This is a genomic window from Idiomarina sp. (genome assembly GCF_048265525.1).
Taxonomy (GTDB): domain Bacteria; phylum Pseudomonadota; class Gammaproteobacteria; order Enterobacterales; family Alteromonadaceae; genus Idiomarina.
Genome location: NZ_JBLXBI010000004.1, coordinates 43,778 through 69,064 on the forward strand (window position 1 = coordinate 43,778; position 25,287 = coordinate 69,064).

33 protein-coding genes are annotated in these 25,287 nt (G+C 46.9%); 17 read left to right on the top strand and 16 right to left on the bottom strand.

The genetic code is table 11. From position 1 onward, the window contains the following. Positions 1 to 38 precede the first annotated feature (38 nt). Positions 39 to 1,385 carry a metalloprotease PmbA gene (gene pmbA / locus ACN0TF_RS09330; RefSeq protein ID WP_417441704.1) on the top strand — a complete coding sequence of 449 codons (1,347 nt, stop codon included), beginning with the start codon at positions 39 to 41 and terminating at the stop codon, positions 1,383 to 1,385. A gap of 12 nt (positions 1,386 to 1,397) precedes the next feature. Here the strand turns inward: pmbA and mgtE are convergent, their stop codons facing one another. From mgtE to ACN0TF_RS09385, 11 genes are read right to left on the bottom strand one after another with little or no spacing between them, the layout of a single operon-like run. After that, positions 1,398 to 2,759 carry a magnesium transporter gene (gene mgtE / locus ACN0TF_RS09335; protein ID WP_051018712.1) on the bottom strand — a complete coding sequence of 454 codons (1,362 nt, stop codon included), beginning with the start codon at positions 2,757 to 2,759 and terminating at the stop codon, positions 1,398 to 1,400. A 2-nt stretch (positions 2,760 to 2,761) separates the two neighbouring features. Then, positions 2,762 to 3,037 carry an HPr family phosphocarrier protein gene (locus tag ACN0TF_RS09340; RefSeq protein WP_011233653.1) on the bottom strand — a complete coding sequence of 92 codons (276 nt, stop codon included), beginning with the start codon at positions 3,035 to 3,037 and terminating at the stop codon, positions 2,762 to 2,764. Next, positions 3,030 to 3,881, bottom strand: a complete 852-nt coding sequence (rapZ, locus tag ACN0TF_RS09345; RefSeq protein WP_417441705.1) for an RNase adapter RapZ — start codon at positions 3,879 to 3,881, stop codon at positions 3,030 to 3,032. The genes ACN0TF_RS09340 and rapZ overlap by 8 nt, the downstream gene beginning before the upstream one ends. Next, the gene (gene ptsN / locus ACN0TF_RS09350; RefSeq protein ID WP_011233655.1) at positions 3,872 to 4,342 is read right to left on the bottom strand and encodes a PTS IIA-like nitrogen regulatory protein PtsN; all 471 of its coding nucleotides are present in this window, start codon (positions 4,340 to 4,342) and stop codon (positions 3,872 to 3,874) included. Before ptsN ends, rapZ begins: the two co-directional genes overlap by 10 nt. A 3-nt stretch (positions 4,343 to 4,345) precedes the next feature. Further along, positions 4,346 to 4,633 (bottom strand): ribosome hibernation promoting factor, encoded by a 288-nt coding sequence (hpf, locus tag ACN0TF_RS09355; protein WP_011233656.1) that lies wholly within the window; start codon positions 4,631 to 4,633, stop codon positions 4,346 to 4,348. Positions 4,634 to 4,660: 27 nt separating this feature from the next. Continuing rightward, positions 4,661 to 6,121, bottom strand: a complete 1,461-nt coding sequence (locus ACN0TF_RS09360) for an RNA polymerase factor sigma-54 (protein WP_417441706.1) — start codon at positions 6,119 to 6,121, stop codon at positions 4,661 to 4,663. Between the two features lie 21 nt (positions 6,122 to 6,142). Continuing rightward, a complete protein-coding gene (gene lptB / locus ACN0TF_RS09365; RefSeq protein WP_317497827.1) occupies positions 6,143 to 6,868 on the bottom strand; it encodes an LPS export ABC transporter ATP-binding protein in 726 nt (241 codons plus the stop codon). 1 nt (position 6,869) lies between these two features. Continuing rightward, the gene (lptA, locus tag ACN0TF_RS09370) at positions 6,870 to 7,412 is read right to left on the bottom strand and encodes a lipopolysaccharide transport periplasmic protein LptA (protein ID WP_417441707.1); all 543 of its coding nucleotides are present in this window, start codon (positions 7,410 to 7,412) and stop codon (positions 6,870 to 6,872) included. Continuing rightward, positions 7,381 to 7,944, bottom strand: a complete 564-nt coding sequence (gene lptC, locus ACN0TF_RS09375) for an LPS export ABC transporter periplasmic protein LptC (protein WP_417441708.1) — start codon at positions 7,942 to 7,944, stop codon at positions 7,381 to 7,383. Before lptC ends, lptA begins: the two co-directional genes overlap by 32 nt. Further along, the gene (gene kdsC / locus ACN0TF_RS09380) at positions 7,941 to 8,495 is read right to left on the bottom strand and encodes a 3-deoxy-manno-octulosonate-8-phosphatase KdsC (RefSeq protein WP_011233661.1); all 555 of its coding nucleotides are present in this window, start codon (positions 8,493 to 8,495) and stop codon (positions 7,941 to 7,943) included. Before kdsC ends, lptC begins: the two co-directional genes overlap by 4 nt. Continuing rightward, entirely contained in the window at positions 8,495 to 9,472 is a 978-nt protein-coding gene (locus tag ACN0TF_RS09385) for a KpsF/GutQ family sugar-phosphate isomerase (RefSeq protein WP_417441882.1), read from the bottom strand. Before ACN0TF_RS09385 ends, kdsC begins: the two co-directional genes overlap by 1 nt. 156 nt (positions 9,473 to 9,628) lie before the next feature. On the opposite strand from ACN0TF_RS09385, the gene ACN0TF_RS09390 reads away from it, so the two are divergent. From ACN0TF_RS09390 to murA, 8 genes are all read left to right on the top strand, one after another. Next, positions 9,629 to 10,204: a TetR/AcrR family transcriptional regulator gene (locus ACN0TF_RS09390; protein WP_417441709.1), complete on the top strand. Its 576-nt coding sequence runs from the start codon at positions 9,629 to 9,631 to the stop codon at positions 10,202 to 10,204. Positions 10,205 to 10,288: 84 nt separating this feature from the next. Further along, on the top strand, positions 10,289 to 11,089 hold the full coding sequence (locus tag ACN0TF_RS09395) for an ATP-binding cassette domain-containing protein (protein ID WP_417441710.1): 801 nt from the start codon (positions 10,289 to 10,291) through the stop codon (positions 11,087 to 11,089). After that, positions 11,089 to 11,865, top strand: coding sequence for a lipid asymmetry maintenance ABC transporter permease subunit MlaE (gene mlaE, locus ACN0TF_RS09400; protein ID WP_417441883.1), 777 nt, complete (start codon positions 11,089 to 11,091; stop codon positions 11,863 to 11,865). The genes ACN0TF_RS09395 and mlaE overlap by 1 nt, the downstream gene beginning before the upstream one ends. Positions 11,866 to 11,867: 2 nt before the next feature. Then, complete coding sequence (mlaD, locus tag ACN0TF_RS09405; protein ID WP_417441711.1) at positions 11,868 to 12,335, top strand: outer membrane lipid asymmetry maintenance protein MlaD; 468 nt, start codon at positions 11,868 to 11,870, stop codon at positions 12,333 to 12,335. A gap of 17 nt (positions 12,336 to 12,352) precedes the next feature. Next, the gene (locus ACN0TF_RS09410) at positions 12,353 to 13,024 is read left to right on the top strand and encodes an MlaC/ttg2D family ABC transporter substrate-binding protein (protein WP_417441712.1); all 672 of its coding nucleotides are present in this window, start codon (positions 12,353 to 12,355) and stop codon (positions 13,022 to 13,024) included. Beyond that, on the top strand, positions 13,024 to 13,335 hold the full coding sequence (locus ACN0TF_RS09415; protein WP_417441713.1) for an STAS domain-containing protein: 312 nt from the start codon (positions 13,024 to 13,026) through the stop codon (positions 13,333 to 13,335). Before ACN0TF_RS09410 ends, ACN0TF_RS09415 begins: the two co-directional genes overlap by 1 nt. Before the next feature lie 37 nt (positions 13,336 to 13,372). After that, complete coding sequence (locus ACN0TF_RS09420) at positions 13,373 to 13,627, top strand: BolA family protein (RefSeq protein ID WP_011233669.1); 255 nt, start codon at positions 13,373 to 13,375, stop codon at positions 13,625 to 13,627. A 16-nt stretch (positions 13,628 to 13,643) separates the two neighbouring features. Beyond that, entirely contained in the window at positions 13,644 to 14,903 is a 1,260-nt protein-coding gene (gene murA, locus ACN0TF_RS09425) for a UDP-N-acetylglucosamine 1-carboxyvinyltransferase (RefSeq protein WP_417441714.1), read from the top strand. Positions 14,904 to 14,918: 15 nt separating this feature from the next. On the opposite strand, the gene ACN0TF_RS09430 is transcribed toward murA, so the two are convergent. The 3 genes from ACN0TF_RS09430 to ACN0TF_RS09440 all read right to left on the bottom strand — a co-directional run bounded on the left by ACN0TF_RS09430 (position 14,919) and on the right by ACN0TF_RS09440 (position 17,939). After that, positions 14,919 to 15,968, bottom strand: coding sequence for a trypsin-like peptidase domain-containing protein (locus tag ACN0TF_RS09430; protein ID WP_417441715.1), 1,050 nt, complete (start codon positions 15,966 to 15,968; stop codon positions 14,919 to 14,921). Positions 15,969 to 16,031: 63 nt separating this feature from the next. Then, on the bottom strand, positions 16,032 to 17,390 hold the full coding sequence (locus tag ACN0TF_RS09435) for a DegQ family serine endoprotease (RefSeq protein ID WP_417441716.1): 1,359 nt from the start codon (positions 17,388 to 17,390) through the stop codon (positions 16,032 to 16,034). A gap of 87 nt (positions 17,391 to 17,477) precedes the next feature. Continuing rightward, the gene (locus ACN0TF_RS09440; RefSeq protein ID WP_414018900.1) at positions 17,478 to 17,939 is read right to left on the bottom strand and encodes a YhcB family protein; all 462 of its coding nucleotides are present in this window, start codon (positions 17,937 to 17,939) and stop codon (positions 17,478 to 17,480) included. Between the two features lie 119 nt (positions 17,940 to 18,058). Here ACN0TF_RS09440 and zapE point away from each other — a divergent pair, with 119 nt between their 5' ends. From zapE to ACN0TF_RS09480, 8 genes are all read left to right on the top strand, one after another. Beyond that, positions 18,059 to 19,153, top strand: a complete 1,095-nt coding sequence (gene zapE, locus ACN0TF_RS09445) for a cell division protein ZapE (protein ID WP_417441884.1) — start codon at positions 18,059 to 18,061, stop codon at positions 19,151 to 19,153. Between the two features lie 197 nt (positions 19,154 to 19,350). Beyond that, positions 19,351 to 19,779, top strand: coding sequence for a 50S ribosomal protein L13 (gene rplM / locus ACN0TF_RS09450; protein WP_034818651.1), 429 nt, complete (start codon positions 19,351 to 19,353; stop codon positions 19,777 to 19,779). A gap of 17 nt (positions 19,780 to 19,796) precedes the next feature. Next, positions 19,797 to 20,189, top strand: a complete 393-nt coding sequence (gene rpsI, locus ACN0TF_RS09455; protein ID WP_011233676.1) for a 30S ribosomal protein S9 — start codon at positions 19,797 to 19,799, stop codon at positions 20,187 to 20,189. A 225-nt stretch (positions 20,190 to 20,414) separates the two neighbouring features. Continuing rightward, positions 20,415 to 21,005: a ubiquinol-cytochrome c reductase iron-sulfur subunit gene (petA, locus tag ACN0TF_RS09460; protein WP_417439104.1), complete on the top strand. Its 591-nt coding sequence runs from the start codon at positions 20,415 to 20,417 to the stop codon at positions 21,003 to 21,005. Continuing rightward, positions 21,005 to 22,273, top strand: coding sequence for a cytochrome b (locus ACN0TF_RS09465; RefSeq protein WP_417439105.1), 1,269 nt, complete (start codon positions 21,005 to 21,007; stop codon positions 22,271 to 22,273). Before petA ends, ACN0TF_RS09465 begins: the two co-directional genes overlap by 1 nt. After that, positions 22,270 to 23,004, top strand: coding sequence for a cytochrome c1 (locus ACN0TF_RS09470; protein ID WP_417441717.1), 735 nt, complete (start codon positions 22,270 to 22,272; stop codon positions 23,002 to 23,004). The genes ACN0TF_RS09465 and ACN0TF_RS09470 overlap by 4 nt, the downstream gene beginning before the upstream one ends. 84 nt (positions 23,005 to 23,088) lie before the next feature. Further along, positions 23,089 to 23,712: a stringent starvation protein SspA gene (gene sspA, locus ACN0TF_RS09475; RefSeq protein ID WP_417439107.1), complete on the top strand. Its 624-nt coding sequence runs from the start codon at positions 23,089 to 23,091 to the stop codon at positions 23,710 to 23,712. 26 nt (positions 23,713 to 23,738) lie between these two features. Then, positions 23,739 to 24,149, top strand: a complete 411-nt coding sequence (locus tag ACN0TF_RS09480) for a ClpXP protease specificity-enhancing factor (protein WP_417441718.1) — start codon at positions 23,739 to 23,741, stop codon at positions 24,147 to 24,149. 12 nt (positions 24,150 to 24,161) lie between these two features. Here the strand turns inward: ACN0TF_RS09480 and dolP are convergent, their stop codons facing one another. Continuing rightward, positions 24,162 to 24,737, bottom strand: a complete 576-nt coding sequence (gene dolP, locus ACN0TF_RS09485; protein ID WP_417441719.1) for a division/outer membrane stress-associated lipid-binding lipoprotein — start codon at positions 24,735 to 24,737, stop codon at positions 24,162 to 24,164. Positions 24,738 to 24,742: 5 nt separating this feature from the next. Next, positions 24,743 to 25,285, bottom strand: coding sequence for an SIS domain-containing protein (locus ACN0TF_RS09490; RefSeq protein WP_011233683.1), 543 nt, complete (start codon positions 25,283 to 25,285; stop codon positions 24,743 to 24,745). Positions 25,286 to 25,287 lie beyond the last annotated feature (2 nt).

Here is a 25,287-nt window from a genome sequence, read left to right on the forward strand (position 1 = left end):
CGCTATAAAGCCGTCAGTTTAGCAGTGAGGAGAGTTTTTTGATAGTACAACTGAGTGACTTACAGGTTCAAATGAAGCAGGTAGAGAGTGCTGTTAAGGAAGCACTGCGACTGGCTGAAGCAAAAGGCGTCAGTTCTGCTGAATGCTCGATCAGTCACAGCTCCGGTATTTCGGTGGGGACCCGTCTGGGCGAAGTCGAAACCGTAGAGTTTAATCAGGATGGGGCACTGGGCATCAGCGTCTACCGTGGTAACCAGAAAGGTTCGGCATCAACTACAGACTTGTCGGAACAGGCCATTAGCGCTGCGGTCGACAAGGCCTGTGACATTGCACGTTTTACCTCTCCGGATCCATACAATGGTTTGGCTCCGGCAGAATTAATGGCGACCGATGTACCGGATTTAGACTTGTGCCATCCGGGTGACCAGAGCGCAGAGTATGCCATAAAGCAGGCGTTGGCTTGCGAGAAACACGCGTTGAATCTGGATGAACGTATTGTTAACTCTGACGGCGCGCACTACGGCAGCCATACAGGTTTTCGCGTTTATGGTAATAGCCATGGTTTTATTGGTGGTTACTTGCAGTCGCGGCATAACCTCAGTTGCGTTTTGATAGCCAAAGAAGGCGACAAAATGCAGCGCGACATGAGCTACTCGGTTGCCCGCAAAATGCACGAATTGAAATCTGCCGAAAGTGTTGCCGAAGAAGCCGCCGCAGAAACTTTGTCGCGCTTAGGAGCGCGCAAAGTACCAACTGCTAAAGTACCGGTTATTTTCCGGGCTGACGTGGCAGGTAGTCTGTTTGGTCATATGGTTAGTGCGATAAGCGGTGGTAATTTGTATCGTAAGTCCAGTTTCCTGCTCGATCATTTAGGCAAATCGGTGCTGCCAGAATGGCTTAGCATTCAGGAGAAACCGCATATTATCGGTGGCCTGGCGAGCTCACCTTTCGATGCGGAAGGTTTGGCGACAAAGGATAGAGAGATTATTACCGACGGGGTGCTGCAAACCTATCTGTTAACCAGCTATGCCGCGCGTAAACTGGATATGCAGCCAACCGGCCATGCTGGTGGTATTCATAACTGGAAGGTTACACAGCAGGACAACTCGTTAGCGCAGTTATGCAAAAAAATGGGTACAGGCTTGCTGGTAACCGAATTGATGGGGCAGGGCGTAAATATGGTCAACGGTGATTACTCACGTGGCGCTGCCGGCTTCTGGGTTGAGAACGGTGAAATTCAGTATCCAGTAGAAGAAGTGACCATTGCCGGTAATTTAAAAGACATGCTGGCGAACATTGTTGCCATAGGTAATGACACCGACGAGCGCCATGCGCTGCACACCGGGTCAGTGTTATTAGAGCAAATGAGTATTGCGGGTAACTAAAAAGTCAGGACTCTAAGACAGTAACAAGGTTGCTGAGCCAAGGAAGGCAAAGATACCGACCACGTCAGTGACTGTCGTCAGAATGACCCCTCCAGCCAGCGCGGGGTCAATATTAAAGCGCTTCAGAACAAGCGGTATGGTCGCACCGGCTAAAGCGGCCGCGACTAGGTTCATCATCATGGCAAAGGCAATAATACCGCCAACCAGCCAGTCTTGTTTCCACAGCGCCACGACAGCCGCAATCAGCACCGACCAGATAATACCGTTTAAGAAGCCAATGGCTAATTCTTTACCGATAAGCCATCGTGAGTTACTTGTGCCTATGTGACCCAGTGCCATTCCTCGTATGACCAGAGTTAATGTCTGGCTACCGGCTATGCCTCCCATACTGGGTACAATAGTATTTAAAATAGCCAGTACGGCCATTTGTGCCAGTATGTCTTCAAATAATGAGCTGACCATAGCGGCCAGTAAGGCTGTAACCAGGTTTACCGCCAACCATACCGTACGGCGTCGGGTACTTTTTAATACCGGAGCGAAAGTATCTTCGTCATCTTCCAGACCCGCCATGCTCAACATGGAGTGCTGGGCTTCTTCGCGGATAATATCGACTACGTCATCGATGGTTATACGACCCACCAGTTGCTGTTCATTGTCGACGACCGGCGCAGATACCCAGTCATGACGTTCGAACAGTTTTGCGACTTCCGTTTCATCCATAGTCACGGGGATGGTGGTAATGTCGGCCGACATAATCTCGTCAATGCGACGGCTGGGGTCAATAGTTAACAACTGGGTTAAAGTAATTTCGCCAATTAGCTTTTCATGACGATCCACAACGTAGAGTTTATCGGTGGCTTCAGGGAGTTCACCTTTAAGCCGCAAATAACGCAGCACAACATCGATAGTGACGTCCGAGCGCAAGGTGATGGTATCGGTGTTCATGATACCACCGGCGCTGTCTTCGGCGTATGAGAGCGCCGTTTCCGCACGTTCTCGGTCGCTTTCGTCCATGGACTTCAGAACTTGCTGATAGACTGGCTCAGGTAAGCCACGCAAGACGTAGGCAAGGTCATCGGTATCCATGCCTTCGGTAGCAGCGGCAAGGTTCTCCGGTGCCATTTGACGGATAATGTCTTTCTGAACCTCTTCGTTCAGTTCCTCAAGAATTTCACCGTGTTCTTCTACGTCAACCAGTTTCCAGACAATGGAACGGCTTTTGGGCGGCGAGGATTCCAACAGCAATGCCACATCGCATGCCGGCATATTATGCAGCATACGGCGGGCAGCAACGAACATACCATCGGACAGCGCGGAGTTAACCTCCTGAATGCGCTGCATGGCATATTCTTTGTCGGAAAGCTCTGCAATCATGCTTACTCGTCTTCCTCGAAGCGATCTTCAAACAAAGCGCTAACGGCATCTAGTGCCGCTTGTGCGTCTTTTCCTTCGGCACAGACTTCAACAGTTTTTCCCTGTTGACTGGCCAGTAGCATCAGGCACATGACGCTGGCAGCGTTAACGCATTGCTCACCCTGAGTAACCGTAATGTCCGACTCAAATTCCTGCGTTAATTGCGCTAACTTTGTTGCCGCGCGTGCGTGCAAGCCTAGTTTATTGCGAATAATTAACTTTCTGCAAACTTTATCCATGGGTTTTTAGTTCCCGGTGTCTGACCTGAACCTTTACGGCTTTTTGTTCAAAACGCTCGGCTAACTGCTGAGAAATATAAACCGAGCGGTGCTGGCCGCCGGTGCAGCCGGTAGCTATGGTGAGGTAGCTGCGATTACTGCGCTGAAAGTGCGGCAGCCAGGTATCAAGAAAATTTTCCAACTGATAAATAAACTTAGTCACCAGGGGTTGCTGGCGAAAGAAAATCTGCACGTCGGTATCCAGGCCGGTAAGCAGCTTAAGCTCGGGTTGCCAGTGCGGATTGGGTAAAATGCGCGCATCAAAGACAAAGTCAGCGTCTTTGGGCAAACCGTACTTAAAGCCAAAAGACTGGAACACTATAATCAGTTTTTTATCCGCCCGTCCCAGTACTCGCTCAGTGACCTGCTCACTTAATTGGTGCAGTGATAAATCGCTGCTGTCGAGGCGCCAGGTTGCCCGCTCCATAATGGGTTCAAGCATTTTATGTTCGGTCTGAAGCGCTTCCAGCAAAGGCAGTTCTTTTTGCGATAACGGATGCAGGCGACGAGTTTCGCCAAAACGCTTTAGCAAGGTGTTGTCATCAGAGTCAATAAACAGAATTTCCGGCTCAACGCCTTTGGGTAAAAAGCTCAGAGAGTCCAGTAACTCTTCAGAATGCTCCGGTAAATTACGGACATCAATGCTAATGGCTATTTTTTGATATTGCTCGATGACCGCATGTACCAGCGTTGGCAGCAGGCTTATGGGTAAATTATCAACGCAATAAAAGCCCAAATCCTCCAGTACGCGCAGAGCAATTGTCTTACCTGAACCGGAACGACCACTAACAATGATCAGTTGCATGGCGACTGTTCACCTTCGCCCACAAATAATTGATATAACGCTTTATCAGAATCTGCGTGGCGCAGTGCGCGGGTACAGTCTTTGTCATTCATTCTTCTGGCCACTGTGGCCAATGTTTGTAGATGGTTCTCGTGCTCTGACTCCGGCACCAGAAGCGCGAAGATAATATCGACAGGTTGGTTGTCAATAGAATCGAATTCGATAGGTTCGTCTAAGGTCAGTAATACCGCTACCGGATGATTCGCATTAGGTAAACGGCCATGAGGAATTGCGATACCTAAGCCAATTCCCGTGCTGCCTAAACGTTCACGGTTTAACAGGCTCTCAAAAATGTCATGACGGGTAATGCCAGACAGCTTAGGGGCTACGATTTGACTAATGGTTTCAAGTAGTCGCTTTTTACTTGCGCCCTCGACTGCACACTTGGTGCAGTCGGGGCTTAACAATTCACTCAGTTGCATGGATTAATGTTGTTTCATTTTCTCTTTGTGTTTAATCACCTGACGGTCCAGTTTATTAATTAAACCGTCGATGGCCGCGTACATATCTTCGTGTTTTGCATCGGCGAAAAGCTCACCGCCATTCACGTGCAGCGTAGCTTCCGCTTTTTGAATCGTTTTTTCAACATTTAGGATGACGTGAACATTAGTTATATGGTCAAAATGTCTTTCCAGCTTGGCAAATTTTGTGTCCACGTAGTCACGCAGAGCTTCGGTAATATCGATGTGATGACCGGTCAAATTAATTTGCATAACGTCTTCCTTCTGCAGTTAACAAAGTTACAAAAGACTTTTGCGTTGGCTCGATGATGGAATGTTTAACGATTCCCGATACTTCGCAATTGTCCTTCTTGCTACTTGGATACCTTGTTCGGCTATCAGTTCAGCAATCTTACTGTCACTTAACGGTTTACTGCGATTTTCAGCAGCGACCATCTTCTTAATTAAAGCACGTATTGCCGTGCTTGAACACTCGCCACCGCCCTCTGTACTGACATGACTTGAGAAAAAATATTTCAACTCAAATACGCCACTTGGGCAGTGTAAGTATTTTTGCGTGGTTACGCGTGAAATCGTACTTTCATGCATATCTACTGCTTCAGCAACATCGTTCAGAACCATTGGCTTCATAGCTTCTTCACCATGCTCAAAAAAGCCCTGTTGGCGTTGTACTATGCAGTTAGCCACTTTTAGTAATGTATCGTTTCTGCTTTCCAGGCTTTTTATAAACCAGCGAGCTTCTTGTGTATGGTTCTTTATGTACTGGCTGTCGGCTACTGACTTTGTCGCTTTGCTTAGGGCCGCGTATTCTTCGTTCACTTTTAATTTAGGTACGCTGTCTGGGTTTAATTCGACCATCCAACGACCATTTTTTTTTGTAACGGCTACATCAGGAATAACATATTCAACAGGTTGCTGAGCAATTTGCTCGCCCGGATGCGGATGTAACTGTTGAATTAATCGCATAGTCTGGCGTAAATCGTCTTCCGATAACTTCAGTTTACGCTGAATGGTGCGAAAATCGCGACTGCCGAGTAAGTCCATATGTTCAGTTACTAAGCATAAAGCAACCTCTTTGTATTCAGTGTGGTCGCTCAGTTGGCGTAATTGAATGGCAAGGCATTCACTGACGCTGCGTGCGCCGACACCAATTGGGTCAAAATGCTGAATACGCTTAAGCACCATGCAGACTTCTTCTGCTTCCACTTCGGGTAGGCGTACCGCCTCAATAATTTCATTAACATCAACCATCAGATAGCCGTTGTCGTCTATGGCTTCGATAATGGCTTCAGCTATGGCGGTGTCTTCTTCTGAGAAATGAGAAAGTTGCATCTGCCAAAGCAGGTGATCCTGCAAAGACTCGCTGGTAGAGCCCTGATAGACTTCAAAGTCGCCGTCGAAGGATTTACCCGAAGAGGCCGCGCCGTTGGCTGGGGTATGACTGGAATAGGTGTCATCCCAACTGCTGTCGACCGGCAGCTCGTCAGGCATTTCCTGAGTTTTTATAACGTCGGATGTTTCCCGCTGACTGTCGTCTCTTTCTTCAATGTTGCGAGTTTCGGGTTGGTCGGCGTCGTTACTCGTTTCGCCTTCAACCTCCAGCAATGGGTTGCTGTCTAATGCATCTTGAATTTCTGACTGAAGATCGAGCGAGGAAAGCTGCAGCAGGCGAATGGCCTGTTGAAGTTGTGGCGTCATGGTCAGGTGCTGACCAATTTTTAGCTGCAGACTTTGCTTCATAATGACTATCCCGGTATCACGTTATAGGGTGAACTGCTCACCGAGGTAAACGTCTCTAACCTGTTGATTCGATAATATACTTTCTGCATCCCCGCTGGCAATAAGCTCACCATGACTGACAATATAAGCGTGTTCACAAACAGACAATGTCTCGCGCACATTGTGGTCGGTAATAAGTACACCAATACCACGTTGCTTTAAATGTTCAACAATCTTTTTAATATCAATAACGGAAATAGGGTCAACCCCGGCAAAAGGCTCATCCAGCAAAATAAACGTAGGTTCTGCGGCTAAAGCACGGGCAATTTCAACCCGACGGCGCTCACCGCCGGAAAGACTCATGCCCTGACTGTTTGCTATGTGCCCAATATGAAACTCTTCAAGCAAAGCATCAAGCTGCTCTTCACGCTCGTTGGTCGATAGTTCTTTACGAGTCTCCAGAATGGCCATCAGGTTATCGCGCACGGTTAATTTTCGAAAAATGGAAGCCTCCTGCGGCAAATAACCAATACCTCTGCGTGCTCGTTCATGCATTGGTAGCAAGGTAAGGTCATTGTCGTCCAGCAAAATTTGGCCTTTATCGCTATTAACCAAACCGACAATCATATAGAAGGTTGTGGTTTTACCTGCGCCGTTGGGTCCCAGAAGACCAATAATCTGCCCCTGACTGACTTCCAGACTGACGTCTTTAACGACTTGTCGGCTTTTGTAGCTTTTGGCTAAATGTTTGACTCGTAAAGTTGCCATATTAAGGGTTCTCGTTATTTTTTTCGTCGGTGTCAGTTTTCGGTTTAGGCGTGAAAATAGTGATAACACGGCTGTCTTCTTCGCCTGAGCTGCTTGCCGTTACCGTTTGTTTATCCAAATCATAGGTAATTAAACTACCGCTTGAGCTACTACTGCCTTGAGATATGCGTGCGTCGCCGCTGAGCTCGAGTCGTTGTTCCGACTGAAAATAGGTTATTTTTTTCGCTTCTGCGTTAATTTCATTGCCATCGTCCAGCGTCTGGCTGTAAGTGGCAGGAGTACCTTCTGCAATAAAAATGTCTGCTTGCTCGGCGCTCTCGCTGGCGGACGCTTCTAGTCGGTCTGCGCGAATCAATAGACTGCCCTGACGAATAATAACGTTGTCTGTTAAAACCAGGCGGTTATTTTTAATATCAAGTTCTTCCTGACTCGACTCTACTTCCATTGGCTTACTAAAGTCAGACTTACCCTGAGCCATAACTGCTGACGGTATTAAGGCAACCAGGATGAGTTTACTCAGCAGGCTGGAAAATCGTTTTAACATGTCTTTTTAGCTCCATTCGTTCTGCTTTCAGGTCCGCAGTCATGCCATTACCCCGAATTAATAGTCGAGGTCCGTGAATGCTTACCGGATGTTCAGTGCTCATTGATTCATTTTTTAAATCAATAATCAGGTACTCGGTTAACACTTGTTTGATGCGAGTATCCGGCTCTAAAGCAAGGATTTCAACATCGCGCTCCAAAATCAGAGTTTGATCGTCATAAAAAGTCCCTTGTGCGGCACTGACTTCCCAAAGTCCTTCACCTTGTTCAGAAAATACCGTGTAAACGGGACGTTTAAGTTCGGTCAAACCAATTTGGTTATAGTGAGACATCTTCTCAGATTTGATCTTGTGAGCCAGTAAGCCGTCACTTTCGAAAATCCGCGTTTCCAGCCCAAAAGCGGTAAAGTCGGGCTGCATAGTACGTGTCGTAGCCGCGTTGTTACCGTCCGCGTCATCGCTAAAAGGGCGCCAGACAAGCAATAGCCCGGCACCGAATAATAAAATGAGAATGACAGTAACGCGTCGACTCACACACTGGCCCCTGTAGCCAGGTGCAGTTGCCCTTGACTGAGCATGATTAAGTCACAGACTTCGCGCACGGCACCATGTCCGCCATGGCAGCGTGAAATATAATCGGCCTGCTGTTGTACCGATGCGTGAGCGTCCTGGACCGCAATACCCAGACCCGCAGCTTTAATTAAAGCTAAATCGGGGGTATCGTCGCCAACATAAGCAACTTGCTCTGCGCTAAGGCCTAGCTTTGTCAGAAGCTCATCGAAAGCAGCTGTTTTATCGTTCTGCCCCTGATAAATAAAGCCGACATCTAAGTGCTCCATGCGATGCTCAACAATGCGTGACGTTCGTCCGGTAATTACCGCAGTTTCGACTCCTGATTTTTTCAGTGCTTTCATACCAAAGCCATCCCGGGTGTGAAACGCTTTCAGTTCTTCCCCATCGTTACCTAAATAAATGCGGCCGTCGGAGAACACTCCGTCCACGTCCAGAACCAGCAGCTTTATCTCAGAAAAGCGTTTAAACAGGCTTTTTTCAATGTCGCCGTACCAGGTGTTAATACATTCCATCAGAGCACTCCCGCCTGCAGTAAATCATGCATGTTCATTGCGCCACAAGGCTGTCCGTCGTCGTTGGTAATTATCAGCCCATTTATTTTTCGATCTTGCATGAGTTTTAATGCCTCAGCGGCCAGCATATCCTCGTTCGCTGTAATACAGGAGCGGGTCATAACTTCTGCTATCGGAGTCTTATGAACGTCAATTCGGTTATCCAAAATTCGACGTAAATCACCGTCTGTAAAAATACCGGCAAGGCGCTGGTTTTCATCAACTATCGCGGTCATACCCAAGCCTTTACGCGACATTTCCAGTAAGGCATCGCTGATAATAGCGTCGGCCGGAATAACCGGAACACGCTCGCCGGTGTGCATAACGTCATGTAGCCGCAGTAACAGGCGTTTACCCAACGAACCGCCGGGGTGTGATAATGCAAAGTCGTCGGCGGTAAAACCGCGGGCATTAAGCAGGGCAACCGCCATTGCATCGCCCATAACCAGCGTTGCTGTGGTCGAAGCTGTAGGTGCTAACCCGAGCGGGCAGGCTTCCTGCTCAACAGCTATACAGACATGAGTGTCAGCCAGTCGGGCAAGAGTAGAGTCAGGCTTGCCGGTCATGGAAATTAACGGCACGCCCAGGCGCTTAATGACCGGAATAATGTTCAGCACTTCTGCCGTTTCACCGCTGTTCGATATCGCAATGACCACATCCTGAGCCGCAACCATGCCTAAGTCTCCGTGGCTTGCTTCGCCTGGATGCACAAAAAATGCGGGTGTGCCGGTAGAGGCAAGTGTTGCTGCTATTTTTCCACCAATATGGCCGGATTTCCCCATGCCGGTGACAATAACGCGACCTTTGCAGTTAAACAGGGTTTGGCAGGCGGCATCGAAATTATCATCTAAATATTGATACAGGCCTTCAATAGCCTTCTTTTCGATATCCAGTACTTGTTCGCCCAGTAGCCGAAAGTTCTGGGTGACTTGTTTCATTTTCATGCCTCTGGCGTTGTGCTTTTGCCCTGTATAATACGTCATTCGGTACAACTCTGCCTACCGTACACAGGTAAATCTTGTATTTTATTACAAAAATAATTACTATACCAACCAGACGGTTGATAAAGTAAGTGCAGGTAAAGTGAATACACCATGGTAGAGAAAAAAGGCGCAGGGCGACCCAGCAACAGAGACGTTATTCTGGATGCCGCTGATCAGTTGGTCGCTGCAGAGGGTGCAGGGCATCTGACGTTTGACGCCTTGAGCCAGACGACGGGCATCAGCAAAGGTGGTTTGCTTTATCATTTCAAGAGCAAAGATTGTTTGCTTCAGGCTATGTTAAAACGCCGCGTTGAACGTTACGAAGCACTTCGTGAGCAATATCACCACCAGTTTGCCGATGACCCAAAAGGCGAATTAAAAAGTATTTTACTAGCAGCGCTTGATACGGACGCTGAATGTTCACGGCTTGGCAGCGGCATGCTGGCTGCAGCTGCGACTAACCCGGAGTTGTTAGGTCCGTTAAAAGAACATATAGCACTGACTTTGCAGCGGCTGGAACGTATTGCCGGAAGCAAAGTTGGTAAAACTCTGTTTTATGCAGTTCATGGTGCGCGTTTGTTTGAGCAACTAAACTTGTGTGATGCGTGCGTGCATGAACGTGAAGATTTTGCACAATATTTACTGAAGCTTGTCGACGAATTGACAGAAATAGAATCAATTCGCTGATAAAATTTGCAACACTTTTTCGGTATCAGATATTACCGACAGTCGTTAAAATAAAGGCTGATAAACTCGTAACAGGAAACTGTCGTGACAAACTTGGTAGAACTTAAAGATCTGACTTTTGCGCATGGAAGCCATCGGGTCTATGACGGCCTGTCGTTAGATGTTCCGAAAGGCAAAATGGTTGCTGTCATGGGCCCTAGTGGCATTGGCAAGACGACGTTGCTGCGCCTTATCGGTGGGCAGCTTAAACCTGATAGCGGCAGTATCAAAGTGGCCGGAGAGGAAGTCCCGCAGTTAAAACGCGATGCGTTGTATCAGTTACGCAAGCGCATGAGCATGCTGTTTCAAAGTGGCGCGCTGTTCACTGACATGTCGGTTTACGAGAATGTCGCTTTTCCACTGCGCGAACATACCGACTTACCTGAAGAAATTATTCGCAGTGTGGTTTTAATGAAGCTGGAAGCGGTAGGCCTTCGTGGTGCGCGCCACCTTATGCCGTCAGAACTGTCTGGTGGTATGGCTCGCAGAGCTGCTCTGGCAAGGGCTATAGCTCTGGATCCTGAATTAATTTTATACGATGAGCCGTTTGCGGGTCAGGATCCTATTTCTATGGCGGTCATTGTAAAGCTTATTAAATCTTTGAATGAGTCACTAGGTTTGACCTCTATTGTTGTATCGCACGACGTAAAAGAAGTGTTGTCGATTGCGGATTACGCTTATGTCATTGCTGACAAAAAAGTGGTTGGCAAGGGAACTCCGGATGAACTACGTAATAATGACACGGCAATTATTAAGCAGTTTTTGAACGGCGCGCCCGATGGGCCTGTAGCTTTCCATTATTCAGATGACGATTTTACAACGGACTTATTAAGGGGCGAGGGATGATCCAGTTTATACGGTCTATCGGCCGCCAGGTACTGGATAGCCTGGCGGGCATTGGATACGCCTTAGCCATGTTAATGGGCGCCATTATTGGTAAGCCGCAACCGGCTAAGTCCTGGCCGCTCTTTATTAAACAAATGTATGTCGTCGGCGTTTTGTCGATGCTTATCGTTATTGTTAGTGGCTTATTCATTGGTATGGTGCTGGGTTTACAGGGCTACACCATTCTAGTTGATTACGGCGCCGAGCAAAGCTTGGGTCCTATGGTTGCGCTGTCGTTATTGCGTGAGTTAGGGCCTGTAGTTACAGGACTTTTATTTGCCGGGCGAGCGGGTTCCGCATTGACTGCTGAAATTGGCCTTATGAAAGCCACTGAACAACTTTCCAGTCTGGAGATGATGGCGGTTGACCCTTTACGTCGTGTAATTGCCCCTAGGTTCTGGGCTGGTGTGGTTAGTATGCCACTGCTGGCGCTGATGTTCTCAGCGGTCGGAATTTATGGCGGTTATTTGGTCGGCTCTGGCTGGCTGGGTGTCGATGAAGGGGCTTTTTGGTCAGTCATGCAATCGGCTGTCGATTGGCAGGATGACCTCCTGAACGGCATTATTAAGTCTATTGTATTTGCTTTTGTTGTTACCTGGATAGCTTTGTATAAAGGTTATCGTTCGGTACCAACCTCTGCGGGAATCAGCGCTGCGACAACGTCTACGGTAGTAACCGCGTCGTTGGCAATTCTAGGACTCGATTTTATTCTTACAGCTATCATGTTTGGTGGATAACCATGGAATCAAGAAAAACACAGTTATGGGTAGGCGTTTTCGTTGTCGTCGGTATTTTGGCTTTGTTCTTTATCGCATTAAGAGCAGCCAGCGGCACTATGACGACATCGGGTGACAGTTACACCCTTTACGCTAAGTTCGACAATATTGGTAGCCTGAAAGTCCGCTCGCCGGTGAAAGTGGGTGGCGTAGTTGTGGGTCGTGTTACCGATATTTCATTGTCGGGCGACTACTATGAGCCACGTGTGGCAATGAGTATTAGCAAAGATTACGACAAGTTTTCTGAGGCCAGCACATTGTCGGTGCTGACGTCGGGCCTGTTGGGTGAGCAATATCTTGGGCTTGAACCCGGCTTTATCGATGACAGTGTAGATACGCTGGAAGACGGCGATACCATTACTGATACTAAGTCAGCATTGGTTTTAGAGAACCTGATAGGCCAGTTCCTGTTCAGTCAGGGCAATGATTAAGTGGTAAGGAGAGCACCATGGCAGTAAAACAATGGATAATGGCAGTTGCCGCAACCTTAGTATTGGTTGCATCCGCGTCAGCCGATTTAATTCGTAACGATGATCCGCAGGAATTGTTGAAAGAAGTTGCGGAAAAAACCTTTGATCGCATTGCAACGGACAGAGACAAAATTGACGCTGATCCTAATTACCTAAAGGAAATTGTTAAAGACGAGATGATGCCTTATGTCGATAATATGTATGCGTCGAAGAAAGTATTAGGCCGTTACTTGCGTGACACGACAAAAGAACAGCGCGAGCGTTTTTATCGTGCATTTTATGATTATTTAGTCGCTACGTATGCTCGGGCCTTTACGCAGTATGACGAGGACAAGCATAGCGTTTCTTTTGAGCCGAGCGCAGACCTTGCCGATGATGCACGTTCAGCAGTAGTGCGTACTAGAGTAAAAGAAGAAGGGCGTCCTGAAATTCGCCTGGATTTCCGTATACGTTACGATTCTGATGAAGAAATTTGGAAGGCTTACGATTTAGTCGTTGAAGGTGTTAGCTTGCTGAACAGTAAGCAAAGTGAAATATCTTCGGTTATTCGCGCGAATGGCATTGATAAAACTATCGAGCTGATTGAAAAGAAAGCGTCTGATCCTATTAAGGCAGATGAAAAAGTTGAAAATCCAGCAGAGGGACTCTAATGAGTGCTCAGCAGACAGAGTTAACATCGGTTAAGGTTAGTGATGACAAGACACTGGTTTTCAGCGGCTCATTGACTCGCCACAGTGTTGCTAAACTGTGGTCTCAGCGCAAAAGCTGGCCGGTGGGAAGCGAAACCAAGGTTGATTTAACCGATGTTGAGGTTATTGACACAGCAGGCGTCGCCTTTTTGCTTGAAATTCTCAAGTTGATTGGCGACGGCAAAGGGCCGTTAACCTGCATTGGGGCATCTGAGCAACTAAAACAAATTGCCCGCGTTAGTGGCGTTGAGTCATTGCTTTCGTTAAGCTAGGCGGTCTTATTAACTTTTAAGCCAACGGCAGATAACAATGAATACTGAAGAACTAAAAACTTTGCTGAACGATGCGCTTTCTCTGGAAGAGCTACTGGTTAAAGCTGAAGGCGCAAATGTAGAAATTATTGCTGTGAGTGAAGACTTTAAAGATATGAGTCGGGTTAAGCGTCAGCAAGCCGTGTATGGTCCTCTAAACCCGTTGATTGCTGACGGTTCAATCCATGCCGTATCGATAAAAGCATACACGCCCGAAGACTGGGCGCGTGATAAAAAATTAATGATGCCATAAGGTTGTTGGTTAGTTGATGGATAAATTTAAAATACGTGGTGGTCAACCTTTGTCGGGTTCGGTCACTATTTCAGGGGCAAAAAATGCGGCGCTACCTATTTTAATGGCTTCGCTGTTGCCGTCTGAAAAAATAACCCTGTCTAATGTTCCCGATCTTCATGATGTCGACACGACACTGGAATTATTAGATTGCCTGGGCATTAGTCACAGCAACCTGAATAATAATAGCGTTTGTATTGACCCGACCACACTTAATCACTTCAAAGCGCCTTATGAGTTAGTTAAGACTATGCGTGCTTCAATTCTGGTTTTAGGTCCGTTATTAGCTAAAACCGGTAAAGCAGAAGTGTCCCTTCCGGGTGGTTGCGCTATAGGTGCACGGCCGGTAAATCTTCATATTGAAGGTTTGCGTAAAATGGGCGCAAATATTGACGTTGAGAATGGTTACATCAAAGCCTCAGTAGACGGTCGTCTGCAGGGTGCTGAGATTTTGCTGGACACGGTAAGCGTTACCGGCACTGAAAACTTAATGATGGCAGCGGTACTGGCCGAAGGTGAAACAGTTATAGAAAACGCCGCTCGCGAACCTGAAATTATTGATTTAGCAAACTTTCTAAATAGCTTAGGTGCGAACGTCCGTGACGCAGGAAGCGATACCATCCATATTACTGGGGTCAATAAGCTGCATGGTGGCGAATACAGTGTGATGCCCGACCGTATCGAAACCGGAACTTTTTTAGTTGCCGCATTAGCTACTGGTGGCTCGGTGCGTTGTGAAAAAACTGACCCGGACAGTCTCGATGCGGTATTGAAAAAGCTGGAAGAAGCTGGCGCGACAATTGATAAGGGTGATGACTGGATAGCGATACAAAGCCATGGCCGGCCCAAAGCGGTTAATATTATTACCGCTCCTCACCCGGCTTTTCCAACCGATATGCAGGCTCAGTTTTGCGCGCTAAACGCGATTGCAGAAGGTACTGCGGGTATTCGCGAAACGATATTTGAAAACCGCTTTATGCACATTCCTGAGTTACGCCGCATGGGCGCAAATGTCGAGTCAGAAGGCAATACGGCTTTATGTCACGGGGTTGCTGAATTAACCGGTGCTGAGGTGATGTGTACCGATTTACGGGCTTCTGCCTCGCTCGTTATAGCGGGACTGGTTGCGACCGGAGAAACCGTTGTCGAGCGCATTTACCATATTGACCGGGGCTATGAAGGGATTGAGAAAAAACTTCAGGGCTTAGGTGCCGATATTGAGCGAGTAACGGCTTAGCAGCCGTTTTACTCGTTATCTAGGTAATTCGGCCACTGTTACAGTGGTCGTCATTCGCTTTTCATCCCGATAAAACTCAACTTCTAACTTCGTACCAGGTTCACTACTGGCTACCCGATCAAGACCTTCGGGCGCAGAGCGAACCGGATCGCCACCAATAGCGATTAAAAAGTCGTTTGGTTGTAGTCCTGCTTTTGCCGCCGGGCTGTTTCGTTCGACTTCCGTTATCAATATGCCAGACAGTGACTGCTCTTCACTAAAGTTAGGGTTAACGCTAATACCAATGTATCCGCGGACCACTTTACCTTCCTGAATAAGCGTTTTCATTACTTTGCGGGCATTCTCATAAGGTACGGCAAAATAGATGCCTTCGCCGCCGTCTCCGAAAGCCGAATTATAGCGGGCGTTATTAATCCCGATAAGCTCGCCGGCGGTATTGACCAAAGCTCCACCTGATGCGCCTTGGTTGATCACTGCGTCCATTTGAATCAAATCGGAATAGGAATTGCTGACACCGACTCGACCACCACTGGCACTGACAATACCTTGTGTAATTGTCTGGCCGATGTTGTATGGATTGCCTATGGCAAGAACAATATCACCAACGCGCACGCGGCGTGTCGACTGAACCGGAATTACCGGTAAGTTATCGGCATCAATTTTCAGTACGGCTAAATCGGTGTAACGGTCACTACCAATTAATTGGGCAGCGTAGCGTCTGCCGTCCTGCAGTGCGACTTCAATTTTATCAACGTTATCGACAACATGATGGGCGGTCAGAATATAGCCCTGAGTGTCCATAATAACGCCCGAACCTAAACGCCAGACGCGTGATGACTGAGGCTGATAATAAGAGCCCTGAATTTCGCCCATGCTATAAATATTCACAACGGCAGGGGCGGCTTTTCGAACGGCCTGATTGAAGGAGGTAATTTCGTTACTGTTTTGCCTTAATGATTCAGACTGAGCCCAGAAAGGCTTGGCGATAATAACAATAGCCGCAACAACTAGGCCTAAGCCAACTGACTGAAGCAAAAATCGTAGAGTTGAAGAAAGTTGTTGCATACCAGCTTCCGGTTAAATCAGGTGGCATCAGCATAGCACTGATACCACCCGCCTGTCACAATGTCAGTTTGCGCTACGCAAGACAATAAAGAGTGAACTGTCACCCCGTTTTATATTAAGGGCGATAACGCCACTCTTATCTTCAATTGCTGCTCGTAACTCCGCCAGCGAGTTGACAGCTTTTCTGTTAACACCCTGAATAATATCGCCTTCCTCAAGGCCGATACGAGCTGCGGGAGAGCGTTCTTCGAGCTCTGCCACTTCGATTCCATTACCCGAATCTGTTGCAGCCAGGGTTGCCCCCTGTAAAGCAGGGTGAATTGACTCCGCTGTAACAGACATGTCCTGTGCGCCAAGAGTGACATTTATCGATTGCTCTTCGCCGTCACGAATAATGCCGAGCTCTATAGAGTTCCCTGAGCCTATTGATCCAACCAGTGCACCAAGCTCTGAAAATGAGCGAATTTTCTGCCCATCAACTGAGACAATGACATCACCAGACTCAATACCGGCTTCAGCGGCGGAACTGCCAGGTACTACCTGCGAAACAAAGGCGCCGCGATTAACCGGAATATTCAGCGCCTGAGCAACGTCGTGAGTCAAATCGTTACCTCGGACTCCGAGTACACCCCGGCGAACTTCGCCAAACTCAATCAATTGTTGTACTAAGTTATTCATCATGTCTGATGGAATAGCGAAACCGATACCGATATTGCCTCCGTTAGGGCCGAGTATCGCGGTGTTAATTCCAATGAGTTTGCCGTCTAAGGTGACCAGAGCTCCACCTGAATTTCCGCTGTTAATAGCTGCATCGGTCTGAATGAAGTTTTCCAGTTCTTCAATGCCAAGGCCACCGCGGCCTAAAGCGCTGACAATACCGGAGGTGACCGTCTGACCTAATCCGAAGGGGTTACCAATGGCAACAACAAAGTCTCCCACCCGCAGCTCGGATGATTTACCAAGCTCAATTGCGGTGAGGTCTTCGCCGTCTTCAATTTTAAGTAACGCTACGTCACTGCGCTCATCGGTGCCTATGACTTTGGCATCAAATTCGCGGCCATTTTTCAGGGTGACAAGAATTTCTGTGGCGTCATCTACAACATGGTTGTTGGTGACCACATAGCCTTTGTCGGCATCAATAATAACGCCGGAACCTAACCCTTGAAACGGTCTTTCGCGGACTTGTTCACGTGGCGAATCCGGACCAAAAAAGAAGCGGAGGGCGTCTGGTAAACGTTGTCTTACTTCTCGTTTACCTTTAACCGAGATATTAACGACAGCGGGCGTAACGTCCTCAAGCATAGGAGCTAAAGTGGGTTGCTCGTCGTCATTGCTAAAAAAAGGAATACCAGCCTGAGCTGACGTTATTGGGGTAAAGCTAAAAACAAAGAGTAAACTGAATAATGCTAAGACTCTTTTCATGATTTGAGTGACTCCTTAATAAAGCACTAACAAGCGATCGTGAGTTAAGACCGCTTGTCAGCTATATGAGTTCACTCTAAAAATGTTTCAAGATGTTTTTGAGGATTCTTTTTCTTGATCTTGCTCGTAACTACTTGAAAAGAGCCCGCTGGAGCCCTCGGTGTAATCGCGGGGAATATCATTTGCACTATAGCTGTCACGGCCGGAACGATGATCTTTATTTAATGAATTTGCTACGCGCAGCTGCTTAATTGTGTCTTCTGCAAAAAAGGGCAAATCACTTTGCACATCGCTTTTCTCGAGTAATTCTGCACTTTGATTTAAGTAGCTTTGCAAGCGCTGTTGCGTATCGGCCAGTTGTTCAACCATAGCGTTTGCAGTGGCAAAGTGCTCGGCAACTTCGCGTTGATAGTCAGTTAAACGTTGCTGACTTTGCTGTACTTGCTCTTCGAGATCGCCTGACTGGCCTTTCGACTGACTATAACGAGCCGCAAAAAAGCCAATGATAGCACCGGCAATGACCAACAGAACTCCAATAATCCAACTCATAATTAACTCCTGAACAAGCTGCTGCAGCGGCGAATGATTGCTGCGCTTCACCTTCATGGTAACATATTAGCTTATAGGATAATCCCAACTGAGGTGAAGTGGTAGTGTCCAAACAGCAAATGTCTCCACTAGAACGTTATCAGTATGATATCGAACACAATGATTTCTCGAAAGATGCGGCGCAGCTTAACGCTGTTAAACATTTGCAAAGGCTGCATGATGAGCTTATTGAGTGGCATCAGTATCAGACCCTGCCAGGCTGGCAAAAGTGGTTTAACAAAGAACCGAGCCGGCCTCTGGGCATCTACTTTTGGGGTGGGGTCGGCCGTGGGAAAACCTACCTGGTTGATACTTTCTTTGAGAGTCTGCCAATTGAGCGTAAATGGCGCATTCACTTTCATCGCTTTATGCATCGTGTTCATAATGAACTTAAGCAACTGGATAAACAGAGCGATCCGTTACGCATCGTGGCAGATAACATTGCCAGCGAAGCTCAAGTTGTCTGCTTTGATGAGTTTTTCGTGCAGGACATTACCGATGCCATGTTACTGGGCAAACTGTTTGAGTACCTATTTGAGCGAGGAGTTGTGTTGGTAGCGACTTCAAACATTGTTCCTGACGAGCTCTATAAAAATGGGCTGCAACGCGCGCGCTTTATCCCAGCGATTAAACTCATCAATCAACACTGCGAAGTGGTTAATGTGGATAGCGGCATTGATTATCGCCTGAGAACGCTTACGCGGGCAGAAATTTTTCACTCGCCACTGGATGAAAAAGCCGATAAGAATTTATGGAAATACTTCACCGAGTTGGCTCCAGAGTGTAAAGACGAATATCTGTCGGAAGCTATTGAGATAGAAGGGCGGGATATAGACGTACGAGCCGAATGCGACGATGTGGTGTTCTTTGACTTTACTTCCATTTGTAAAACTGCTCGCAGCCAGAACGATTATATGGAAATAGCCCGTCTGTACCATGCTGTTCTAATCAGTAATGTCGAACAAATGGGGGCAGGTAAAGACGATACGGCTCGCCGTTTCATTGCGTTAGTGGATGAGTTTTATGAGCGTCGGGTGAAGCTTATTTTATCTGCCGAAGTGGCTATTGAATCGTTATATACCGAAGGACAGTTGAGTTTCGAATTCCGTCGGTGCGTTAGCCGTTTGCAGGAAATGCAAAGCCAGGAATATCTGGCGATGGCGCATAAAGCATAAATTTCAGAAAATGCGTGATCTTTAACCGCATTTTTCCTATAATCCGCGCAGCCCACGTTACAGTCCGTTGTGTTACATAACGTAATGCAGCGGTCGCAGCAGATAACTAAATGATTCTTATCGTTTTTTTATTGTTGTGATTCGCGGGGAAGCCCGGAATTACTGTCCGTGAACTTTTAAAATGTAGGTTTTATACAATGAAAACATTTGTAGCCAAGCCAGAAACGGTAAAACGCGACTGGTACGTAGTAGACGCTGAAGGCAAAACTTTAGGTCGTTTAGCTACTGAAATCGCTCGTCGTTTACGCGGCAAGCATAAGCCTGAGTACACTCCTCACGTTGATACCGGCGACTACATCGTCGTAATTAACGCTGAGAAAATTACTGTTACCGGTAATAAAGCTCAGGGCAAGATGTACTACTCGCACACTGGATTTCCGGGTGGTATCAAATCAATCAGTTTTGAAAAACTGATTGCTAAGAAACCAGAGATGGTCATTCAGAAAGCGGTGAAAGGTATGTTACCCCGTGGTCCATTGGGTCGTGCCATGTTCCGTAAACTGAAAGTGTACGCAGGTACTGAGCATAACCATATTGCTCAACAACCTAAACAACTGGATATATAATACGGAGCAAGAACACTATGGCAGATAATCAATACTACGGTACTGGTCGTCGCAAAAACTCCACGGCTCGCGTATTTTTGCGTCCTGGTAGCGGCAACATCAAAATTAACAACCGTGAACTGAACGAATACTTCGGTCGTGAAACGGCTCAAATGGTTGTTCGTCAACCATTAGAATTAGTTGAAATGACTGAAAAGTTTGACATGTACATCACTGTAAGTGGTGGTGGTACTACAGGTCAGGCTGGTGCAATTCGTCACGGTATTACTCGTGCATTAATGCAATACGACGAAGCTTTACGTGGTCCATTACGTAAAGAAGGTTATGTTACTCGTGACGCTCGTCAAGTTGAACGTAAGAAAATCGGCTTGCACAAAGCACGTAAACGTCCACAGTTCTCAAAGCGTTAATTCGTCTTTGTTTTTTGTGGCAAAACCCAGCTTCGGCTGGGTTTTTTTATGTCAAAAATAAATGGAAATAGACCAATAAGGGCGGCTATTAAGCTTGTAAAAAGTGTGTCTTTTCATTATCATCTCAAAGCATTTTCTGTAATCCGCATAAGCGGACAAAGCAGCAGCTAATTCCCGACTTCGCGACAACGCATCGTGGAGCGTCCAAAACTGGAGAATAGATGGATGAGCAATGCGCCTGTAGATAAAGGCCGCCGTCGTTTTTTGACTGTCGCAACCTCAGTGGTAGGTGGTGCCGGAGCGGTAGCAGTAGCCGTTCCTTTTATAGCATCGTGGAACCCGAGTGCGAAAGCAAAGAACGCGGGTGCGCCCGTAGAAGTAAATATACGCAAAGCTGAACCTGGTCAGATAGTCCGCGTGAAGTGGCGTGGAAAACCTGTTTGGATAGTACGTCGTACACCAGATATGCTTGAAGAACTGGGGAATATCGAAGACAGACTTCGTGACCCGAAATCTGAAGAGCCTCAACAACCAGCCTATGCACAAAACCAATATCGTTCAATTAAAGAAGAATTTTTTGTTGCGGTTGGTATTTGTACCCATCTGGGTTGCTCTCCATCTTATCTTTCAAGTGGAATGGGTGAACACGTTGAGGGCGTTGAGTCAGGCTTCTTCTGCCCATGCCACGGCTCTAAATTTGATGTTGCCGGCCGCGTATTCCAAGGTGTTCCTGCACCACTGAACCTGGTCGTGCCACCACATTATTTTATCGATGAAAACACCATTTTGGTGGGTGAAGATAAGGGGCAAGCATAATGTTTAAGCGATTTGTAGAGTGGATGGATGCCCGCATCCCCATGACAAAAACCTGGAACATCCACCTGGCGCAGTATCCGGCTCCCAAAAACTTCAATATGTGGTACGTTTTTGGTTTTTTGGCAACCATCGTATTAATTAACCAAATACTGACTGGTGTCTGGTTAACCATGAACTACGTGCCAAGTGCCGAAGGCGCGTTTGCCTCGGTCGAATACATCATGCGTGATGTCGAATACGGCTGGTTATTGCGTTATATGCACTCCACCGGTGCTTCGGCGTTCTTCGTCGTGGTTTATCTGCATATGTTCCGCGGTATGATGTACGGTTCTTACCAGAAGCCTCGTGAGCTCATTTGGCTGTTTGGTATGTTCATCTTCCTGGTACTGATGGCCGAAGCCTTTATGGGATATTTGCTACCTTGGGGACAAATGTCTTACTGGGGTGCACAGGTTATTATTTCATTGTTCGGTGCCATTCCGGTCATTGGTGATGATTTAACCTTATGGATACGCGGTGATTACGTTATTTCCGGGGCTACGCTAAACCGTTTCTTTGCACTGCATGTTATCGCATTGCCGCTGGTATTGGTTATTTTGGTGTTCCTGCATATTGTCGCTCTGCATGAGGTTGGCTCGAACAACCCTGATGGTATCGATACTAAGAAGCCTAAAGGCTCTGTACCGGATGAAGAAAAACCGAAATTTAAGTTCCATGAGCGCTTTACTAACAAGAAAGATATTGTTGATTCTATTCCGTTCTTCCCTTACTACATTATTAAGGATTTGTTCGGGTTCGGCGTATTCTTGTTCTTGTTCTGTTACGTTATTTTCTTCAACCCGGAAATGGGAGGCTTTTTCCTTGAGCCGCCTAACTTTGAGCCAGCTAATCCGTTGAAGACACCAGAGCACATTGCTCCTGTATGGTATTTCACGCCGTTCTACGCAATTTTACGTGCGGTGCCTGACAAGCTATTTGGTGTTATTTTGATGTTCGCTGCTATTGTCTTCCTGGCTCTGTTGCCTTGGTTAGACCGTGGACGAGTACGTTCTATTCGCTATCGTAGCCTGTTGCATAAGCTGAACTTGACTGTGTTCGCTATCAGCTTTGTTGTACTGGGTTATCTGGGAACGCAACCAGCAACACCTGTTGCGACCGTGTTCGCGCAGATATTTACGTTCCTGTACTTTGCATTCTTCGGGCTGCTCTGGTTCTACAGTAAGCGCGAGAAGACTAAACCGGTACCAGAAAGGGTGACGTCGAAATGAAAAAATTGTTAATCGCTCTTCTAACTTTGGTTCCGTCGTTGGTATTTGCGGCGGGTCCTGAAGTTCCATTGGACAAGGCCGAAGTCGACTTACACGATAAAGCCTCACTGCAGCGTGGCGCGCAGTTATACATGAACTATTGCCTGGGTTGTCACCAGTTGCAGTACCATCGCTATAACCGCACCTTTGAGGATATTGGTATCCCGCAGGACCTTGGTGAAAAAAACTTGCAGTTCACAGGCTATAAAGTCGGTGACCGCATTACCAATAATATGAATCCTGATTCAGCTGCAAACTGGTTTGGTACTGCGGTACCTGATCTAACGAACGTTGCTCGTGTTCGTGGAGCTGATTGGATTTATACTTATCTGCGTTCATTCTATAAAGATGACAGTCGTCCTTTCGGTGTCAATAATGCGGTATTCCCAAATGTGGGAATGCCTCATGTATTGCAAGAGCTTCAAGGGCTTCCTGAAAAGACTTATGAAGAACGCATGATAGACGGTGAAATGAAAGACGTGTACGTCGGTATTGAAACCGATGGTAGTGGCCGTTTATCCGAAAGTGAATATGACCAAGCCATGTTGGACTTAACTGCTTTTCTGGTTTATACCGGAGAGCCTATGTTGTTAGAACAACGTCGCACGGGTTGGTTCGTTTTTGGTTTCCTGCTGGTATTCACCATTTTGGCATGGTTACTGAAAAAAGAGTTTTGGAAAGACCTCAAATAATCGAGGCTTATCAGTCTGTTAGACAACGACTTAAGAAAGGGTGGCTTGCCACCCTTTTGCCGTTGATATTATCTGGAGAAAGGAATGGCTGTTGCAGCAAATAAACGCTCAGTAATGACGTTATATTCAGGAAAGGATGACTTAAAGAGTCATCAGGTACGTCTGGTGTTAGCTGAGAAAGGTGTTGGTGTCGAAATTACGTATGTGACCGACGAAAGTACGCCGGAGGATTTGTTACAGCTTAATCCGTACCCAGAGGCTAAACCCACTCTGGTTGACCGTGAGCTTGTGCTCTATAACGCTCAAATTATTATGGAATACTTAGATGAGCGTTTCCCGCATCCTCCGTTAATGCCTGTTTACCCGGTTGCCCGCGGTACTAGCCGTTTAATGATGTATCGAATTGAACGCGATTGGTACAGCCTGGCTGAAAAAATTCAAAAAGGCGACGCTCAGGCAAGACAAGAACTGAAAGAAGGTATTCTTTCTCTGGCGCCTATTTTTGCTGATACACCGTATTTTATGAGTGAAGAGTTCAGTCTGGTTGACTGTTATCTGGCTCCTTTGCTTTGGCGTCTGCCTGCCTATGGCATTGATTTAGAAGGTCAGGGCGCAAAAGAAATAAAGCAATATATGGTACGTTTGTTTGAGCGCAAGACGTTCCAGGATTCTTTAACAGAAGAAGAGAAAGAACTCGCGCGTAATTAATTTCATCGACGTCGAGGAGTTTTACTATGACGCCGAAAAGACCTTATCTGCTGCGTGCATTATATGAGTGGATAGTTGATAACGACCTGACACCACACTTGGTGGTTGATGCTACTATTGTTGGCACCGTTGTGCCTCAGAACTTTGTTAGTGAAGGGCAAATTGTACTAAACCTTTCGCCAACAGCGGTTCAGGGGTTGCAGCTGGCTGACCATGAAGTGCGCTTTAATGCGCGTTTTGGTGGGCAGCCAATGCAAGTCGTCGTGCCTATGACAGCGGCTTTAGCAATTTATGCCCGTGAGAACGGTGCCGGAGCAATGTTTGAGGCGGAGCCCGAGCTGGATAAAATGCCCGAGCTTGAGGATGAAGAGCCGGTCAGTGATGAAACTGAACAAAAACCAGCTAAGAAAAAGCCGAACCTTAAAGTTGTTAAGTAAGAATAAAAAGCACTAACGCTTAATGGTTAGTGCTTTAATTACCCGCTCAACGCCATCTACATTTCTCGCAACCTCTACTGCAGCATCTGCCTCAGTCTGGCTTACATGGCCCAGCAAAAATACCTCAGCATTTTCCGTCACCACTTTGATATTGGTCGCATCTATAGACTTATTGTTAGCAAACTTAAGTTTAACTTTGCTGGTTATCCAGCTATCTCCTGCGCGCACGGCAGCTGATGCTTTAGAGCCTATACGCAATTGGTTGAAAATTTTATTGATACCGTTGGTGTCTTTGATAACGTCTTCTGCTCTTCTTTTCAGAGCTTCGCTTGAAACCTGGCCGACTAAAAGAACATTGGTATCGTAGCTGACGGCAACGACTCGCGAGTCATCCAGTTGTTCATCATTTCCCAGCTTGGAGTTAGCTTTCAGCTCAATAGTCTGATCATCCACCTGTGTTCCAATTGTACGAGGATCGGTGGCTGAAGATATACCCACCGCTGCTGCTCCTACGGCAACTGCAGCGCAGCCCTGTAAACTTAATAAGCCGATAAAAACGACGGGTAAAGCGGTTTTAGATAAAGTCATATGCTTCAGTGCTCCTGCGGAAAGATCGTGTTTTCAATTTGTTCACATAAGCCATGGACTATAAACAGCTGAGTTTCTAGTATACGGGCCGGATTTAAACTGGGTGCTCTTAATTCGATGTCGTTAGCACCTAACAGCCCGGAAACAGAGTCGTTACCTTCACCGGTTAAAGCAATAATAAGCATATCGCGGCTAATCGCGGTTTCCATAACCGATGCCAGCTCCTCATTTTCCTGATTATCCGCTATGACCAGTAGAATATCACCTGCCTGCCCAAGGGCTGCAAGCTGTTTCTGCTTGCCAAGAGCCAATGCCAGTACCGGAAAGGGAGGGCGTTCTAATTTCATGCCTTCGGTCATGAGGTTAGCAAAATGCTGCGCAACGATTCCTGTTGTACGGTCGCCACAGCAAAAGACACGCTGTCCATTCAGCAGATTAGCAACTAACAGTTCAACTGTTGTGGCCATCTCGTCGGTAAGGCTCTCCACCGCCGAAATTTGTGTCTGTATGCTTTCAGTAAAAAGCGCCTTAATTAACTCGTCATTCATAG

Bases quoted from the DNA above. Each gene is read 5' to 3' on its own strand.
- mgtE (WP_051018712.1), bottom strand. From the start codon at position 2,759: ATGATTGCAGAGCTTTCCGACAAAGAATATGCCATGCAGCGCATTCAG.
- ACN0TF_RS09340 (WP_011233653.1), bottom strand. From the start codon at position 3,037: ATGGATAAAGTTTGCAGAAAGTTAATTATTCGCAATAAACTAGGCTTG.
- rapZ (WP_417441705.1), bottom strand. From the start codon at position 3,881: ATGCAACTGATCATTGTTAGTGGTCGTTCCGGTTCAGGTAAGACAATT.
- ptsN (WP_011233655.1), bottom strand. From the start codon at position 4,342: ATGCAACTGAGTGAATTGTTAAGCCCCGACTGCACCAAGTGTGCAGTC.
- hpf (WP_011233656.1), bottom strand. From the start codon at position 4,633: ATGCAAATTAATTTGACCGGTCATCACATCGATATTACCGAAGCTCTG.
- ACN0TF_RS09360 (WP_417441706.1), bottom strand. From the start codon at position 6,121: ATGAAGCAAAGTCTGCAGCTAAAAATTGGTCAGCACCTGACCATGACG.
- lptB (WP_317497827.1), bottom strand. From the start codon at position 6,868: ATGGCAACTTTACGAGTCAAACATTTAGCCAAAAGCTACAAAAGCCGA.
- lptA (WP_417441707.1), bottom strand. From the start codon at position 7,412: ATGTTAAAACGATTTTCCAGCCTGCTGAGTAAACTCATCCTGGTTGCC.
- kdsC (WP_011233661.1), bottom strand. From the start codon at position 8,495: ATGGAATGTATTAACACCTGGTACGGCGACATTGAAAAAAGCCTGTTT.
- ACN0TF_RS09385 (WP_417441882.1), bottom strand. From the start codon at position 9,472: ATGAAACAAGTCACCCAGAACTTTCGGCTACTGGGCGAACAAGTACTG.
- ACN0TF_RS09390 (WP_417441709.1), top strand. From the start codon at position 9,629: ATGGTAGAGAAAAAAGGCGCAGGGCGACCCAGCAACAGAGACGTTATT.
- mlaD (WP_417441711.1), top strand. From the start codon at position 11,868: ATGGAATCAAGAAAAACACAGTTATGGGTAGGCGTTTTCGTTGTCGTC.
- ACN0TF_RS09410 (WP_417441712.1), top strand. From the start codon at position 12,353: ATGGCAGTAAAACAATGGATAATGGCAGTTGCCGCAACCTTAGTATTG.
- ACN0TF_RS09415 (WP_417441713.1), top strand. From the start codon at position 13,024: ATGAGTGCTCAGCAGACAGAGTTAACATCGGTTAAGGTTAGTGATGAC.
- ACN0TF_RS09420 (WP_011233669.1), top strand. From the start codon at position 13,373: ATGAATACTGAAGAACTAAAAACTTTGCTGAACGATGCGCTTTCTCTG.
- murA (WP_417441714.1), top strand. From the start codon at position 13,644: ATGGATAAATTTAAAATACGTGGTGGTCAACCTTTGTCGGGTTCGGTC.
- ACN0TF_RS09430 (WP_417441715.1), bottom strand. From the start codon at position 15,968: ATGCAACAACTTTCTTCAACTCTACGATTTTTGCTTCAGTCAGTTGGC.
- ACN0TF_RS09435 (WP_417441716.1), bottom strand. From the start codon at position 17,390: ATGAAAAGAGTCTTAGCATTATTCAGTTTACTCTTTGTTTTTAGCTTT.
- ACN0TF_RS09440 (WP_414018900.1), bottom strand. From the start codon at position 17,939: ATGAGTTGGATTATTGGAGTTCTGTTGGTCATTGCCGGTGCTATCATT.
- zapE (WP_417441884.1), top strand. From the start codon at position 18,059: ATGTCTCCACTAGAACGTTATCAGTATGATATCGAACACAATGATTTC.
- rplM (WP_034818651.1), top strand. From the start codon at position 19,351: ATGAAAACATTTGTAGCCAAGCCAGAAACGGTAAAACGCGACTGGTAC.
- rpsI (WP_011233676.1), top strand. From the start codon at position 19,797: ATGGCAGATAATCAATACTACGGTACTGGTCGTCGCAAAAACTCCACG.
- petA (WP_417439104.1), top strand. From the start codon at position 20,415: ATGAGCAATGCGCCTGTAGATAAAGGCCGCCGTCGTTTTTTGACTGTC.
- ACN0TF_RS09465 (WP_417439105.1), top strand. From the start codon at position 21,005: ATGTTTAAGCGATTTGTAGAGTGGATGGATGCCCGCATCCCCATGACA.
- ACN0TF_RS09470 (WP_417441717.1), top strand. From the start codon at position 22,270: ATGAAAAAATTGTTAATCGCTCTTCTAACTTTGGTTCCGTCGTTGGTA.
- sspA (WP_417439107.1), top strand. From the start codon at position 23,089: ATGGCTGTTGCAGCAAATAAACGCTCAGTAATGACGTTATATTCAGGA.
- ACN0TF_RS09480 (WP_417441718.1), top strand. From the start codon at position 23,739: ATGACGCCGAAAAGACCTTATCTGCTGCGTGCATTATATGAGTGGATA.
- dolP (WP_417441719.1), bottom strand. From the start codon at position 24,737: ATGACTTTATCTAAAACCGCTTTACCCGTCGTTTTTATCGGCTTATTA.
- ACN0TF_RS09490 (WP_011233683.1), bottom strand. From the start codon at position 25,285: ATGAATGACGAGTTAATTAAGGCGCTTTTTACTGAAAGCATACAGACA.